The sequence below is a fragment of the Paenibacillus suaedae genome, from assembly GCF_032337355.1.
In the GTDB taxonomy this organism is placed as follows: Bacteria; Bacillota; Bacilli; order Paenibacillales; family Paenibacillaceae; genus Paenibacillus_B; species Paenibacillus_B suaedae.
The window spans coordinates 1,086,826-1,104,566 of record NZ_JAVYAA010000002.1; the positions used below are offsets into that span (position 1 = coordinate 1,086,826).

The following is a 17,741-nucleotide window of genomic DNA, read 5'->3' on the forward strand; positions in this document are numbered from 1 at the left end:
TTGGGCAGCTCAGTCCTCGAATCCTGAATGGAATCTTTCGGTCGCTACGGCAGGCTTACGACTCCTGCCGATCCGGGATTCTCTCCAGAGCCTTCACAGCCAGATCAAGGAACTCGCGCGTTTTCTGTCGGATATGCGTACGCTCAAGCTCAAGCTCTTCGGAAGTGACACCGCGTTTTCGGAAAATCCCGGTGATGAATTTGGTTACCAACTGGGAGGATCTGTTGACTATGACATCAGCCGCTTCTCTGACGGCAGTCTTCTGAGGCTCTTCTATGAAATCCCGCACTAGCGCATCGACGAACAGTTCTTTTCCTCCGAGCATGATATACAGCTCTCTCATCTTCTGCTTCAAGCTCTCCTCACTGTGCGATTCCCAATTCGCAATCAATTCGATATCACTTCCAGCTTGATCGTCCTCCATTAGCTGACGCAGCAGGTGAAGCAACTCTTTCCTTAGAGCATTCACATTTACTACCGCTTCAGGTATGCGCTCCAGCGTAATCACAGTTCTCGATTGCGCAGGAAGATCGCCGTATATTTCCTCTAGCAAGGCGAACGGTGTCGTAAAATGCCCGTAAGATACTTCATGCCTTGCCTGGATCTGCAAATGATTGTGATTCACAATGGAATAGGTTTTGTTTCTTCGGTCATACCCGTGAATGACGGTCAAGTGATCCGTATGCTCCTTCAAGTAGAAGGGGGTATAGAAAGTATAAAACTCGTCAAATGCAACCATTACAGGCTTTTTCTGCTCCACAAGGCGGCAAATCGTTTCATGTAATTGGGAAGCATCTTCGACCTGCAATTGCCGGATGGCGAAACCGAACTTCCCCAGAATTTGGTGATCAGTCGCATAACCGAAAATTTCTTCCTGATCCGAAAGCGCGTACGGATAGCCTTGTGCGGAAAGATCATATCCCCGCTTTAGGCCTAGAAACAGCTTAAAATAAGAAATCCAATAGGCGTTCTCATCGCCGAATTGGATGGCAAAACCTCTATCATAGCAATTCAACTGCCGCCAAGACAGCTCTTGAACCCGTTCAAAGGACGACAGGCTAATGATTGCTTTATCCGGCAATTCCGCAACAGCGTCCGCAGTTGTCCCATGATCTTCTAAAACCTGCCCCGTGCCGCCCGACTTGGTCAAAATCTGTTCAGAGGAGGCATGCCTAATTTCCGGATTACGACCTGCCAGGTTATCCAAATGGCTCGCCAATGCCTCGATCGTGGCGTGATCCAGCAGCTCATTGACTCCAATTTCCACATCAAGATGATCGGCCATGTTGCTCACGATCCGAACCGCGATGATGGAGTCGCCGCCCAGACTGTAAAAGCTGTCATAGACATTGATCTGCTCCAGCTCCATGACGCCCGCCCATATTTGGGCCAGCTTGATTTCCGTCTCGCTGTATGCAGTTTTGCCTTGCAACTCCACTTCGGCAAAAACCACTGGCTCATCCTTCTGCATGCGACGCTCCCGGGCAGCGTTCATTCTGGCAATCTTCCGCTCCAGCTCAGGCGCAAGGCCGAACAAAAAGGAATTGGACAGCACGGAGGCCGCGCTATCGTTCAATTTTCCGACAATCACCTGCACATGCTCTTGCATCAGGAAATGATCCAAAGCCTGCAAAGCGGATGAGGTGCGTATCGCTTGTAGGACGCCATTATCTTGAACGCCGTGATCAACCGCCATCCCCGTCTCTTTCCAGGCAGGCCAATTGATCGCTAGCGTGCGTTTACCGCGCCTGCTCCGATCCGCCGCAAATGCGTCCAGATAAGCGTTTGCAGCCGCGTAATCGCCCTGTCCGATGCCTCCCATAAGGGAGGCAACAGAGGAGAACAGAACGAAGAAATCCGGATTGTCTTCTTCGGTCAGCTTATCGAGCAGCCAGGTGCCGCCAACCTTCGGCGCCAATACGGTTCGAAAGTCCTTCGGGTCTTTACTGAACAGATAACCTTTACCCGCTACGCCGGCCGCATGCACGATCCCATTGATCCTGCCGTGCTCCGCCCGCAACTCACGAAGCACGCGTTCAAGATCATCCGGATTCGAGACGTCTGCCGAATAGCTCCATACGGTCGCCCCGCGCCGCTCCATCTCCAACAATGCTTGAATAGCCCGCTCCGTCCGACCGTTCCCGGAATCATCAGTCAGGTTCGCCCATTGTTCCCGCGGAGGCAGAGGCGTACGATTCAGGAACGCCAGATTGATGCCCGGAAGCGAAGCGGCAAAATGTTTGCCGAGTTCCAGCCCCACCCCTCCTAATCCGCCCGTAAGAAGGTAAACACCATCGGTTTTCAGTTCAAGCGGACGTTCGATCGTTTGATCCTGTTCAAGCGGCACCAGTTGAGGCAAGTAGCGGACACCTTGACGATAGCCGATACAATATACGGACGGCTGAGCCGCGATTTCCTTCCATAGCGTATCGAACGGAGTCATCTCGTCATAATCAATACAGCGAACACGTAGGGTCGGATACTCCTCGCGAATGACTTTTCCAAGGCCAAACAGCGCGGAGAACATTGGCTGTAGCCCGCTTTCTTCCCCCGAGATGCTCTGTGCGTTCGGAGCCATCAGCATGAAATCCAGTGGCTGCGAAACTTTATTGTGCAGAAGAGATTGGATGAGCGAGAACAGACCCTCAACACTCTTCTTCCGCAGATCATCGAACCTCTCGTAATCTTCATCGCCTTTCGGCGGCTCCTGCATGAGATAGACGATTTGCCCGATTTGTTCCGTGTCCGTAGCCTGCAATACAAGAGTGAAATCATGGACGTCGGCGGATACGGTGAAACGATCAGGCCCGACTTTGCGGAATTGGCCACCAAGTTCGATCTCGATCACGTTGCAGCCCGCCTGGGCAAAACGTTCCGAGAACGATGCAGCGGTCTGTCTGTCATTGCTGAGAAGAAGCACCGATCCGTGTGGCTTCACCGCCGGTTCCACAGGCGCAGCAGGTTCGGGCACCCACGTCATCCGAAAAGAATCCGCAGGCTTCAATCCCTGGTAAACCACGCCTTGCTTGTTCACTCTTTTGATCACATAATCTTCCGCCTCGGCAATTACACGGCCTTCCTCATCGAAAAGGGTGACGTCAAAGACTGCGGTCTCCGCATCCTGCCGAATTTCCTGTTTAAGCGAGATCAGGCTGAAAAATTGCTTCGGCATCCTTTCGTATACCCGAAGCTTCTTGTACATCCACGGGAGATAAAAACCTTCTCCAATATGTGAAATCGCGATGTTCATCGCATTGTCCATTAACGCCGGATGCAATTGATGCTCGCGGCCGTCAGAGGCGAATGCGTCCGGAAGCGCAATACGAGCAAGCACCCCCATCCGGTCAACCCGGATCTGCTTGACGTTATGCCATCTTGGGCCGAATTGGATTTCTCCTTGATACTGTTCCTGAACCTCGATCGGTTCGCATTCCGCGAACCGATCGAGCACTTCCTGATGTGAAAATGAACGGTCGTTTCGTGGAACGGCCGGAAGCAGCCTACCTTCGCAATGCTTTACCCAAACATGCTCGTCCTCGTCCCGGCTAATGACGGTGAAGCGAAGGCGGTCTTCCCCTTCCTCCTCAAGAAACAAGTGCATCTGCCGCGCTTCTCCCTCGGAAACGTAAAGCGGCGAAAGGAACGTTACTTGCTCAAGGTGGCTCTCCTTGCCCGGATAATGCAACAAGGATAGTTGACGAATCATATCGAGATACGTTGTTCCCGGCACAATGCCGTTGTCGCCAATCCTGTGCTCCGACAGCACCCATCTCTCTTCAAACCGGAATTCGCTGGCGTATATCCGAAGGCTCATCGTATCGGCCAACTGTCGGTCGATAAGCGAAGTAAGTGGTTGCGCATTCCCGTGAATGGTCGGCTCGATCCGCTGCTTGTTTGCGGCCGCTTCAACCCAAAAGCGCTTTTGCGTAAACGGGTCGGGCGGCAATTCCGTTTTACTGTACTTTCGATCCCTATAAAGTGTCGTCCACTCTACATCCGCCCCGCCGACATACAGTCGGGCCAATTCCGCAAGCTGGCCGCCGGCCACTAGCAGCGAGCGGGCTTGCGCGGTAAGTCGGCGTTTGCTCTCTTCCGTTAATTCCCCGGCCTGTCTGTTTGTTTTTTGCGAGGAAACGATTCTGTTTTCCCCGTAATAAACATTCTCTTCTTCGAGGATGCTCCACTCTTCCGATCGAGCCAAGCGCGAGATTTTGGCTTTCAATTCGACTTCGTCCGTAAATAGCAGCGCGAGTCGGTGGCTGTACTGTCCTCTGCCTGTATTTGCCGTATAGCACAAATCGTCAAGATTCCAGCAAGCCTTTCTCTCCAAATGAAACCGGTAGCTTTGCACCAATTCCCGCAAGGCTTCCTTCGTATTGGCGGAAAGCATCAACACACGGGGACGCCCCGTATTTGCTGCATCCGCTTCCTCCTTGAAGGAAGGCGCCTCCTCCAGTACCATATGACAGTTGGTGCCGCTTAGTCCGAACGAACTGACGCCGCATCTGCGAGGCGTATCCTCCGCAATCCAGGGGATCAGCTTGTCGTTCACAAATACGGGCGAACTCTCGAAGGGAATGTTCCCGTTGGGACGTTGAAAATGCAGCGAGGGCGGTATTTCGCCATGCTGCAAGGCCAGGACAGATTTCACCAATCCGGCCAAGCCCGCCAAATGATCGAGATGGCCGATATTCGACTTCACCGAACCGACGGCGCAAAATTGCTTTTGAGTTGTAAAATGAGCGAAGGCCTTGGCGATTCCGTCGATTTCAATCGGATCGCCAAGCTTTGTCCCCGTGCCGTGCGCCTCCATATAACTAATGGTTTCCGGCTCGATGCCCGCATCCTCCCAAGCACGAATAAGCACATCTTCCTGAGCCAGAGCGTTCGGTGCGCTTATTCCGCTCGAACTGCCGTCCTGATTTACGGCGCTGCCCTTGATGACGGCGTAAATCCGGTCGCCGTCTTTACAAGCCTGTTCAAGAGGTTTCAACACGATCGCTGCTACGCCTTCTCCGAATCCTGTCCCGTCCGAGCCGTCATCGAATGTTCGGGTTCTTCCCGTCGAAGAGGCGATGCCGAGCGGATGCATCCTTTCCTTGAGCGGGAGCAAGTTGACCTTTACTCCCCCCGCAATCGCCACCTCGCAGTCCCCATTACGAAGACCGAGCGCAGCCAGATGAACGGCCACCAAACTGGAGGAACACGCCGTATCCACGAGCATCGCCGGACCTCTCAAATTAAGGCAGTAAGAAATACGGCTGGCGATAATGGAAGCGATGTTGCCCGTAACAGAGAGCGGCAGTTGATCGGGATTGATCGCCGCGATCAGCTCTTGATACGAATCGTTGAAATCTCCGGACAATCCGACGTAAACCCCAGTACGTGATTTTGACAGCCGGTTCCCGCCATATCCTGCGTCTGCCATCGCTTTCCATGCATTCTGAAGGAATAGACGCTGCTGCGGATCCATCAGTTTGGCTTCCATAGGCGAGATCTTGAAATATGCGGGGTCAAAATGGGCAACATCCCGCAAATACGCGCCTTCTGCATACTTGGGGTCATCCCCAAGCTGCCCTGCTTGCCTAATCTCATGGAGATCGGCCTTTCGCGAATCGGGGAAAGGAGCTACGCAATCGATTCCGTTCCGAAGATTACTCCAGAACTGGCTCAAATCCTCTGCATTCGGCATTTCGACCGCCATTCCGATGATGGCGATATCTTGGCGAGACCTTCCCTTATCCTCCCGCTTCAAATGCTTCAAAATCTCGACACCGATCGCCTTGTCTATGCTTCCCGAAGCTGTTTTTTCAATGACATATTGATATACGCCGCTCACTTGGCCTCCCTCCTCATCAGATCAACTTTTTCACTGCTTCCTCTACCGAAACATTCCCGGAAGCGATCTCCTCGAACATGTCGTATAGCTCCTTTTCCAGTTCCGCCTCGCTCGTGTCTGACATTCGGCCGGGCTCCTCGTCCGAAGCCGCTGTCCCGCTAATCAAACCAGCCTGCGTGTATATTGTCGGGTAGGAAAAAATATCTACCACGCTAATGCGCCCCGGATACAGCCTTTCAATCTGATAATGCATCTGGCTGACAAGGAATGAGTTGCCCCCGATTTCAAAGAAGTTATCATGCATGCCGGCCTGTCCGATTCCCAGCAATTCGCACCAGATTTCCTCAATTTTCCGTTCGACTTCCGTAACGGGTTCTACGTAACTGCCCAATCCCCCCGTCGACTCCTGCAATGGCAACTTTGATAAAAGCTTACGGTCGATTTTTCCATTCGACGTTTTTGGGAGCTCGTCCAGCAATACAAAATGGGCAGGCATCATATAATATGGTAAGTATTCCCTCAGTTGGTTGCGCAGATCTCCGGGCAGTATCTCGAATCGGGATGTGTAATAGCAAACCAGCTTATGCGTCCCGAGCTCTGGATGCGCGATGACGGCGGCTTCGGCAATTTCCAGCTTGCGGAGCAGCACGCTCTCGATTTCGCCGGTTTCGATACGGTAGCCGTGCACCTTGACCATACCGTCTTCTCGTCCGAGGAAACGAACTTCGCCGCTCGGCAAATACATCCCGTAATCGCCGGTCATATAAATCCTTTCCCCCGTCGGCTCAAAACGGACAAAGGCTTTTTCCGTTCTTTCCGGGTCCTTGTAATAGCCACGGGTGACGTTGACGCCGCCTATCGCGATCTCTCCCGGAACGCCTACCGGACAGATCCTGCCCTTGGCGTCAAGGATAAGTAGCTTGTTATTGACTATCGGCCGGCCGATCGCCAAATTGCCCCATTCCTGCGAATCGTCCCCGACGCGGCTACTGGACACCCAGATTGTCGCTTCCGTCGGTCCGTACATATTCAGCAGTTCCGCATGAGGGAAGACGCTTCGAATTTCTCTGGCAATTTCGGCATTCCACGCTTCTCCGCCGATCATGATCCTACGGATAACGGTAGCAGCCGGCTGAATCACCTGATCCGGCACATGGCGAAGATGAATCAGGAGCTGACGCATTAGCGTCGGAACGGAATGCCACACAGTAATTCCATGCTCATTCAGGAAAGCGAGCATGGCCGCGGGATCCTGCAACTGCTCCCGTGTTGATATATACAGTCCAGCTCCGCTCAAAAGCGCGCCGAAAATTTCAAATACGGATATATCGAAGCTGACCGACGTAAACAGCGCCATTCGGTCAGCCGATCCAATTTCTCCGTCTGCAATGCTCCACTTTAGAAAATTGGCGGTGTTGGCATGTGAAACGGCGACCCCTTTCGGTTGTCCTGTTGAACCGGATGTGTAGATCAAATACATCAGATCGTCAAGCCCAGATTGCGCGGGTAGCGGTTGGCACGGTTGACGCTCGATGTCGTCCAAATGAAAGGTGTGCGCGATACCCGCCAGATGACGGTTTTCACGCCCGGTCAGATCGACGACAACCGATAACACGCCATCCGGCTTCACAATAGCTGCGACACCCTCCATATAAGTGGCTTCAGTTAGCAGCACCCGTGCCTCGCTGTGAGTAAGCATGTAACTGATTCGTTCGGCTGGATAGTCTGGATCGAGCGGCACATAAGCTCCACCGGCTTTCAGAATGCCGAGCATGCCCACGATTAAGGACAGGCCACGGCCTACCATCAGTCCGACAGGGTCATTCGCCTTTACGCCGATGCCGGAAAGCAAATTCGCAATTTGATTCGACCGGTGTTCAAGCTCACGGTAAGTGATGCTTTCCTTTCCGCAAGTGACCGCTAGAGCTTCCGGCCAGCGGGCTGCTGTCTGCTCGAACCATTCGGTAATGGTTTTATCCGGCAATAATTCAGGTTGCTCGTTGGAGTACTCTGCAAGAAGCGCAGCCGCCTCCTGCTCGCTATGCAGGCTGAAATCTGCGATCGGTCGCTTCTCGTCTGCTATGATCTGATCAAGCATGTTCAGGAATTGCCGAGAGAAGCGCTCAACGGTCGCGCTACCGAACAAGTCAGTATTGTATTCAAGCCTCACCTCGATTTTGTCACCGATCTCCTTACACAAGAAGCACAGCTCATATAAGCTGTGGTGCTCATTCTGCTGGTAATTCTCATAGAACTGGAACAACGTCTGGAATACCGGACTGCGGCTCATATCCCGTTCCGGGTTCAGCTTCGATACGAGCAGATCGAAAGGATAGCTGCCGTTCTTATAAACCTGCAAACTTTTTTGCCTAACATCGGCAACAAACTCTTCGAACGTCCGCTTCTCCGACAGCGAGAGGCGCATGCAGACAAGGTTCATGAACAATCCCAACACCGGTTCCCATTCCTCCGACTCGCGTCCTGCAATCGGGTAACCGACGACAAGCTCTTCCTGCTGCGTCAGCTTATTCAGGAACAAGAAATAACTCGACAACAGAACCATGTGCAAAGTAGCCTTGTGCCGTTTCGCGAGCTCCTTGATCCGTGCGGTTCGCTTCTCATCGATCTCAAAGATGAGATAACTACCGTTGTAAGTCTGCATGGTCGGCCTCGGGTAATCGACTGGAAGCTGAAGCACGGGAAGAGGCTTGCTGAGTTCTTTCAGCCAGTAGCGTTCCATCTGGAGGAAATTCTCGCTTCGATCCCGCACTTCCATTTGCTCCAGCCAATCTCCGTATTCCGCCTGAAGCGGCGGAAATCCAGGATCTTCACCAGCCAACAACGAGGCATACGCCTGTAGAAGCTCGTTTTTGAAGATCATCATGCTCCATCCGTCGGAAATCATATGATGAACGGTTAGGCTGATTAGGCAGCGTCCGTCGTTTCTTTGAAACACCTTGACTCGCCACAATCGTTCTCCGAAATCGAAGGGACGTTCAAGCTCTTCCCGAACCAGGTCTCCATATGACTCTCGGCTATCCGTATCGGGCAGCGGACTCTGCCACACCACTTGGACATCCACGTAAGGAAGAACAACCTGCTTGGGCTCACCGCCTTCTTCACGGATAACGGTACGTAGCGAGCCGTGCCTTTCTGTCATTAGCCGCAGAGCCGCTTCAAAGGCATGCCGATCCGGTGCCGAATCCGTTTCGAACGTGAGCGGCAAATGATACGCGTGCAGTTCCGGATTCAGCTTATGTAGGAACCAGATTCGTTTTTGTGCGTTGGAGAGACTGTACATCCGCTCCTCTCCCGGCTGCTTCGGTTTCGGATCTTTTCTGTCCGCTGAATCTGTGCCGGCTACTTCCGGTATTTCGCCTCCCAATACCCGGGCCAATTCGAAAATCGTCAAATATTCGAAGAGATCGCTGATATCGACTTTTTGCCCCATTCGTTTCTCAATAAGATTGGAAATCTTGATTGCCAGCAACGAATCGCCGCCAAGATCGTAGAAACTATCCTGGATACTGATTTGTTGAACTCCGAGCACTTCTCCCCAAATCGCAGCCAACTGCTGCTCTTGCTCAGAATAAATACCTGATGACCGTCCTTCAAGTAAGACCGATACGAAGGTGTTGGCGTTATTTTCGACTGTCGGCTTTCGCTTTGTTCTCAGTGCCCGCCGCTTGAGTTCCATGACAATCTCTTCGGACAATAGCAATGGGGCCTGATCGGCATCCTGAATCAGATCGTAATTCAGTTCGCCGATGATCACCCTACTTGTCGGGCATTGCAGCGCCGCGCCTAATCCCGATAGCGCATCGGAAGTGGACAACGCCCTAAAGATTCCGTCATGGTTGACGCCATAATCGTAAGCCATTCCGGTCTCTTTCCAGGAAGGCCAGTTAATCGTCAGCGTCCTGCTCCCCTGTTTCATACGATAAGCGGCGAACGAATCAAGGAAAGCATTGGCTGCCGTATAATCGCCTTGTCCAGGTCCGGCCAGAATCGAAGTCACGGAAGAGAACATTAAAAAGAAATCGGGCTTGTCCTCCCGGGTTAGCTCATCAAGCAACCAGGCACCTTCGATTTTGGGAGCCAAAACGCTGTGGAAGGTTTCTTCCTCCTTGCGGATCAGGAACCCGTCCCCCGCAACGCCTGCACTGTGGATGACCCCCCGGACGGGGCCATGCAGTCGGCGGATCTCCTCAAGTGCGGTCTGCAGCGATTGTCGCTGCGTCACGTCGGCCTGGACGAGCAGCACCTGTGAGCCGCTTGCTTCAACCGTTTGAAGTAAGCGCAGTTTGCCCGACAGTTTGGCATCGGCGTCATCTGCCAGCAAGGCATCCCACCGGGAACGCTCAGGGAACGATGAGCGATGCAAAAGCACCAGCTTAATTTTTTGGCTGGCGGAGAGCCACCGCGCAATCTCCAACCCGATGCCGCCCGTGCCGCCCGACAGAACATACACCCCGTCCTCTCGCAGTTCGACCTCTTGCTGCTGCTCCGTTTCCCATGAGAGAGGTCTTATTTCCTCTGCATAACGTTTTCCTTCCCGGTAGGCTACTGCGTAAGGGGCACCTTCTGTTTGCAATTCCCGCCAAAGTTCTTCAGCACCGGCTGTTTCGTCCAGATCGATGCAGCGGCAGCTCAAATCCGGATATTCGGACTCGACGACTTTGCCCAGCCCAAACAGGGCGGCGTTAACCGGCTTTATCGTCGTTTCCCGCGACGTAACTTCCCGAGCGTTGTCCGCAACGAGTACGATTTCGGTTTTCTCCGGCCTTTTGCTCTTGGCCAGCGCGCGTATCACACGAAACAGATCGTATACTCCGCTCCGCCCGCGACTTTTCAGCTCGTCGTAATTCGAAGCCTGCGATTGACACCACGCGGACAAATGAATCCATTTCGTAAAAGGCACGCTCCGGATATCCGCCAGCAGCCGAATATAATCTTCCTCCGATCCGCTGACGACATAGTGCCAATCGTCAAATCGGCCATACGCGTCCCCAACATCCACTTGAAGAACCGAATGACCCCCGTTCCGCAGCTTGGCGACAAAATCGTCCGCCGGTACGAACTGGTTTTTCAATACGCATATGATTTCCGGTCTGCCCGACGAGCCTGGCTTCAGCTCTGCGATTTCTCGCCAGCCGGTTTCGTAGAAGAACGGAACTTTTTCGTCTTGATTTAATAATTTTTGCGAACTTCCACGAAGTTTCTTCACGGTGAATTTGTCGATTTCCGCCAAAACTTTCCCCTGCTTATCCATGATCGTTACTTGATAAGTGAGGATCTCCCGAGAAGAAGTATCCAATCTTTTCACATACGAGAACACCTTCTCCGGAAAGCTCTCCATAATACGAAGCTGGCTATAAGCGAAAGCTAGAAGCAAATCGCCCTCTCCCGCCAGCAGATCGGAAACCGCGCCGGTCGCTTTGTCCAGCAGCGCCGGATGAAGCCGGTATACGCCTGCCTCCGAAGCGAATTCCGCCGGCAGCTCCAATTCCACAAGCGCCTCTTGTTCCCCAGCCTGCAAACCGACGATATTCCGAAAGCGAGGCCCAAATACGATGGATCGCTCGCTGGAGGACGGAACAGAATCCGGAGCCTCAGTCAATGCCGCTTGCGGGCAGCGGACGGCGATCTCAGCAAGGTCGTAAGATGCTGGTTGTGCCGTGTCGGCACGCATCAATTCCCCGACGGCGTGTACGATCCAGTCTTCCTCTCTTTGCTCTCCTTGAGGGCCGCTAATTGTGAAATACAAGCGCTGCTCCTCCTCGCGTATAGCAATGCGCAGCTTCTTGATTTCCGAATTTTCCACGACAAAAGGGGACAGGAATTGAATTTCTTCGATACCCCCTGGTGGCAGGCCCAAATAATGCTCTCCTGCCTCCAAGGCCATCTCCACGTATGCTGTTCCAGGCAGTACAGCATGACCGCTGATAATATGCTCGCTCAGCACCCAATGTTTTTCGACGTCGAAATCCGTCTCATAAACACCCTCGCTTGTTGTTAACGATATGCAGCGATCGAGCAGCGGCGCGTTCACGAGTTGTCCCCATGCATCCTTCTGCTGCAAGAGATGCTCTCCGCTTGCCCAATACCGAAGTCTGTCGAACGGGTAGGTCGGCACGCGAAGTGACCGGCATTCCGTCTGTTTATAAACGGAGCTCCAATTGACGTCGGCGCCTGAGACGTACGCACGGCCAATCTCCTCCGCCGAGTTGTCCGATAAGCCGGAAATCAGCATTCCGGCCAATCTTTCGTTTATGTCATTACTTAGCCGAAGAACATCATGCTCCGTCAGCTCGCCGTTTTTTTTCTCCTGCTTGTGGAAAATCAGCTTGTACATGCCGAAGTGGCTGTTAGGGATTCTCCCCGGTATATCCTCCAGATTACCGATCAACGCTTGCTGTAACATGTGCAGAAGCTCTTGAGCCGTATGGGCTCGAAAAACCAATCGGATTGCGTAGTGCCTGCGGCCAGTATTCACCGTATAACAAAGATCGGTCAGCGAAACGTCCGGATGATCCCGTAAATAATCGGAATAGCTTCTCAGCAGACTCCTCAGCGCCGTTTCCGTACGAGCCGAGACGGTGAACAATTCCGGGCCGCTTCCTGACTGGATGCGCGCAGGCCGGGCAGGAGCTTCCTCGAGCACGACATGCACGTTGGTTCCGCTGAATCCAAACGCCGATACACCGGATCGTCTTGGCCCGGAACCTTCGTCCCAGTCCCGCAAGCAGTCATTGACGTACACTGGCGAATCGGCAAAATTGATATAAGGGTTAGGCGCCTGAAAAGCGAGCGTCTGAGGTAGCTTCTTGTGCTGCATCGCCATCACGACCTTCATCAGCGACGCGATTCCGGATGTGGCGACCGCATGTCCGATATTGGTCTTAACAGATCCAATGCCGCAAAATTGGCGTTTGTTCGTATACCGTTGGAACGCTTTTGTCAGCCCTTTGATCTCGATCGGATCACCGATTGGCGTTCCCGTTCCGTGCGTCTCAATGTAGGAAATGGACTCCGGCGGAATGCCTGCCGCATCCCACGCCGCCGTTAGAACTTCGGCCTGCGAATCCGCATTGGGAGCCGTAATGCCGTTCGATGTTCCGTCATTGTTCATGGCACTCCCTTTTATAACCGCATGGATGTAGTCATGGTCATGCAGTGCACGGTCTAGCGGCTTGAGCATGACAACGCCGAAACCTTCCGACCAGCACGTTCCGTTCGCGCCTTTGTCGAAAGCGCGAATTTCAGCAGTGCCCGATTCCATGACGAGACTTTGGCCCGCCGGGAAAAAGAATGCGGAAATGCCGCCGACAAGCGCATAGTCGAATTCGTTATTCCGTAAGCCGTGGCAAGCAAGATGCAGCGCCACGAGCGAGGATGAGCAAGCCGTGTCCACGACAAGGCTCGGCCCCCGCAAATTGAGCAAGTACTGGATGCGGCTGGCGATGATTCCAGTATGGGATCCAGTCATTGACAGCTCGTCCTCTTCGGCGAGCAGCTTCCTGTACTCGTTGTTATAATTGGTCTCCTGGCCAACATATACAGCGGTTCTTGTGTTGCTCAGTTTTTCACTGCCAATGCCCGAATCCTCCATAGCTTCCCAAGCTGTCTCTAAAAACAGCCGCTGCATCGGATCCATCGCCTCTGCTTCCCGGCGCGAAATACGAAAGAACGGCGCGTCGAACCGATCCACCTGATCGAGATAACCGCCTTTGCGATACTCGATGCCACTGCTGACGAACTGATCGGTGTCGCGGCGGCGATTGAACGGGAAATCTCCCATCGTACGTACGCCCGACACCAAATTGCTCCAATAAGCTTCCAAGCTTTCTGCGCCAGGTAATTTGCAGGCCATCCCGACGATGGCAATGTCCCCGCTGGACTTCTTCGATTCGTCCGCATTCGATTGATAGAGCTCTTTGAGGAGGGCCTTGGCTTCCTCCTTCGGCAGTTTGTTTGCGGCAACTTGCTTAAAAATATAGTTTCTTACGTTTTCCATTGGTCTTCACCTACCGATTTCATAAGTTCATTCACCTCTTCAATCGAAAGTTTCCCCTCTGACAACTGATCCAACAGCTCATCCAAGGACGAGTTTGGTGGCTCCGTGTCGCTCGCGACATTCAGCCGGCTATCTAAATATTCGACCATCAAAGAAATGGTAGGATAGGAGAAAATGTCTGTAATATCGAAATGATTCGGAAACGCCTCATCCAGCTCACGCAGCAGATGCGTCGCCAAAATCGAGTTGCCTCCTATGTCATAGAAATTATCGTGAATGCTGATCGAATCCATGCCCATCAGTTTCGACCATATGGAGGCCAGTTTCTGCTCTATATCGCTGAAGCTTCCTTCTTCCTTGCCTTTCAGCGTAACGTTGGTTATCGTGTTCGCTTGAACCGGACGAACCGGACGTTCTCCGGTTGCCGGAATACCCGTGTTTGCCGGCGCACGTTTGACGATACGATCCCTAAGCTCCGGCGAGAGATAGCCGAACGTATCTCCGGTCAGCAGTTCCTGCACTTCCTCATGCTTGAGTTCTCCGATAATCACATTGGAAGCTTCCGTGTGAAAAATGCCGTCGAATGCCAGCAGCGCTTCTTTCGTATGAAGCTCTCGAAAACAGGAATCGTTGCGGACGTTGTAATCGAGCGCCATACCGGTTTCTTTCCACATCGCCCAATTCAAGCTTAACGTTCGCCGCCCTTGTTTGGTCCGTGCGCGGGAAAATGCATCGAGATAGGCGTTGGCCGCCGTGTAGTCCCCTTGCCCGACGGCGGATATTAAGGTGGAAATCGATGAGAAGAGCACGAAAAAATCCGGCGGATCGTCCTTCGTGAGCCGGTCAAGCACCCACGTTCCCCGAATTTTCGGCGCCAATACTTCTTCGAACACCGCCTCTTCCTTACGCACCAGGAAGCCGTTGCCGGCCACTCCCGCGCAATGCACGATCCCATTAATTCGTCCGAACTCCTTTTTCAAATCGGCTATAACACCGGCCATTTTGCTCTCGTTCGCAACATCTACGGCATAGAATCGAACATTGGCGCCATTCTCTTCGATCTCTTGCAGGCAAAGAATGCTTTCGCGCATTTTTCTCGTCGTGCCCTCCGCCAGCAGCCTTTTCCATGAATGACGGTTCGGGAACGGGGTACGGCTGAGAAAAGCCATATTCAAATTACCTTGCGCAGACAAGTACTTGGCAATTTCGAGCGCCATCCCGCCCGATCCTCCCGTAATCAAATACACACCGCCGCTCTTGAGCACGATCTGTTGCTGTCCAGACGCCTGCGGATCGAACGGTTTCAGCGTTTCGGCATACAACTGGCCCCCCCTGCTAGCAAGCGTGTACGGAAGCTGGTCTCTTCCGAATGTGGCGACAATTTGCTCGTCGCTTGTATCTCCGTCGATGTCCAGGCAGCGGCATACGATGTGCGGGTACTCATGGGACACGACTTTGCCCAGACCCATTAACGCGGCTGCCTCGGGATACAAGACCGCCTCGTTCCTCGTCACCTCATGGACGTTTTGCCCGAGAAGCAGCAAATGAATGCGATGCTTCCATTTATTGTGCAAAATCGCCTTTGTTAAATAAAACAGGCTGTTGACGCCTCGCCGTTGAGCCTCTTCCAGTTCGTCGACCGTTTCCAGAACTTGTCCGCCGCTCAAAGCCACCAAATGGACGACCTGCGTGACCGTAACTTGCGAGAGTTCTCCGAGCAGCCGGTCATAGCTCGCTTGATTATGGCCCAAGACATATGAGGTCTCGCTGAGCCTTTTATACTCGGTTCCGATAGCCGCTTCAATCACATGCGTTCCACTGCGCTCAAGCATCTCACGCAAACGATCCGCGCGGCCGTGCTTGTCTTTTAGCAGCAGGACGGTGCCGGCTCCGTTTGCCACGGTTTCATCAACTTGCTTGTCATTAAAACGCTTCCATTCAATGGCATGATAATAGGAATCATGATAGGCCGGGACATCCAGCCAGCAACGTATGGGCTCGAAAGGATAGACCGGTATCCGAACACGATTTCCTTGCGGATATAGGCGTTGCCACCGGACATTCGCCCCCGCTACATACAGCCCTGCCAGCTCAGACAAATCAAACTTGCCAGGCTCTGTGAGCAGAGCGTCCGCCTTGCGGCTAATCTGCTTCCCTTCCTCTTCGGCAAGCGATTCTTTGTTTATATGCGAACCACCTGTCGTGCTCTTTTGTACACCGTAAACGGCATGCGGGGGTTCCGCCGCTTCTACTCCTTGCTCTGCAAGCCTGCGGACGGTTTTTTTCAAATCAGCAAGTCCGTCAAACAGGATAGCTAAACGATGGGAGTAATGACCGCGTCCGATTGCGGCGGTATAGCAAAGATCCGCCGGATCGATTTCCCTCGGTTCCGACAAAAGCTCGTCATAGCTCTCGACCAGACGCTGGAGCGACCAGCTGCTTTTGGCCGAAAGCGGCAACACGCCTCCACTTGCAATAGAGCGCCCGGAAGTGCTTCTTGCAAGCGGCGCTTCCTCCAATACTATGTGACAGTTAGTACCGCTAAGCCCGAACGAGTTGATCCCGGAGCGCCGGGGCGAATCGTCTTGCGCCGGCCAATCCGTCAGTTCGTCCACGACATAAAGCGGCGAGCCTTTGAAATTGATTTTGCGGTTCGGCCTTTGAAAATGCAGAGATGCCGGCAGTTTCTTATGCTGCAAGGCAAGCACCGATTTGACGAAGCCAGCGATACCCGCGCTGTTTCCGAGGTGACCCAGGTTCGTTTTGACCGAACCGACACCGCAAAACTGCTTTCTATCGGTAAAGTGCGCAAAGGCGTTCGTCAATCCGGCCACCTCAATAGGATCGCCTAACGGCGTGCCCGAGCCGTGCGCTTCCACATACGAAAGTTGAGCCGGGTCTATGCCCGCTTCTTTCCAAGCACGCAAAATCACCTGCTCCTGAGCGGCGGCATTCGGCGCGGTCAACCCTATCGAGCTGCCATCCTGATTCACCGCGCTTCCTTTAATTACTGCATATATCGGGTCACGGTCTCGAACCGCGCGGTCAAGCGGCTTCAGCACGATAACCGCCACGCCCTCGCCATTGCCGGCGCCGTCGGAGCTGTCGTCAAACGATTTGGTTTTATAGTCTGACGATTCGATACCCATTTTCTCCCGGTCCATAACCTTGAGCGGCAACAGATGCAGTTCGATTCCTCCGGCCAGCGCCATATCGCATTCCCCGTTGCGAATCGCTTGACAAGCCGTGTGGATGGCAACGAGCGAGGATGAACAGGTCGTATCCACGAGCATGCTTGGACCGCGCAAATCAAGTAGATAAGAAAGACGACTGGCGATAATAGCCTTGATGTTACCGGTTACGGCAAGCGGCATTGATTCCGGCTCCAAGTCGGCAATGTAGCGTTTGTACGTTGTTTCGGTGTCAAAGTCGTTGCTGAACCCGAGATAAACTCCCGTGTTCGTACCGATGAGGCAATTGCCGCCATACCCCGAATCCTCAATCGCTTGCCAGGCTGTCTCCAAAAACAATCGCTGGCTGGGATCCATCAAAGATGCTTCCCTGTGGGAAAGTCCGAAGAAGCGGTAATCGAAGCGGTCGACTTCTTCCAGAAAAGCCCCTTTGACATACGAAAAGTCTTGATGCAGTAGTCCCTTCCCTTGCAAATACGGATCGGTATCCTTCCTTCTGGAAAGCGGAAAGTCGCGGATCGCGTCCGATCCGTTCGCGAGATTGCGCCAAAATGTCTGCGGGTTGTCCGCCTGAGGAAACCGGATAGCCATTCCGATGACCGCAATGCTTTTCTTAGACAAGCTCTCCATCTGCATTTCAGGCTCATCCGTGCTCTTTTGCATGATCGAAAAACCTAATAAATTCCCCACTGCT

The 17,741-nt window shown here is 53.1% G+C and carries 3 protein-coding genes; all 3 read right to left on the minus strand.

What is annotated here, in order from left to right:
* Nucleotides 1-55: 55 nt before the first annotated feature.
* From RQP50_RS12630 to RQP50_RS12640, 3 genes are read right to left on the minus strand one after another with little or no spacing between them, the layout of a single operon-like run.
* Entirely contained in the window at nt 56-5,839 is a 5,784-nt protein-coding gene (locus RQP50_RS12630) for an SDR family oxidoreductase (RefSeq protein ID WP_315745655.1), read from the minus strand.
* Between the two features lie 16 nt (nt 5,840-5,855).
* A complete protein-coding gene (locus RQP50_RS12635) occupies nt 5,856-13,856 on the minus strand; it encodes a non-ribosomal peptide synthetase (RefSeq protein WP_315745656.1) in 8,001 nt (2,666 codons plus the stop codon).
* On the minus strand, nt 13,844-17,737 hold the full coding sequence (locus tag RQP50_RS12640) for a type I polyketide synthase (protein ID WP_072732145.1): 3,894 nt from the start codon (nt 17,735-17,737) through the stop codon (nt 13,844-13,846). The genes RQP50_RS12635 and RQP50_RS12640 overlap by 13 nt, the downstream gene beginning before the upstream one ends.
* Nucleotides 17,738-17,741 lie beyond the last annotated feature (4 nt).

What these genes read in the sequence shown, in the direction of transcription:
- RQP50_RS12635 (WP_315745656.1), bottom strand. Translation starts at nt 13,856, where the DNA reads ATGGAAAACGTAAGAAACTATATTTTTAAGCAAGTTGCCGCAAACAAA.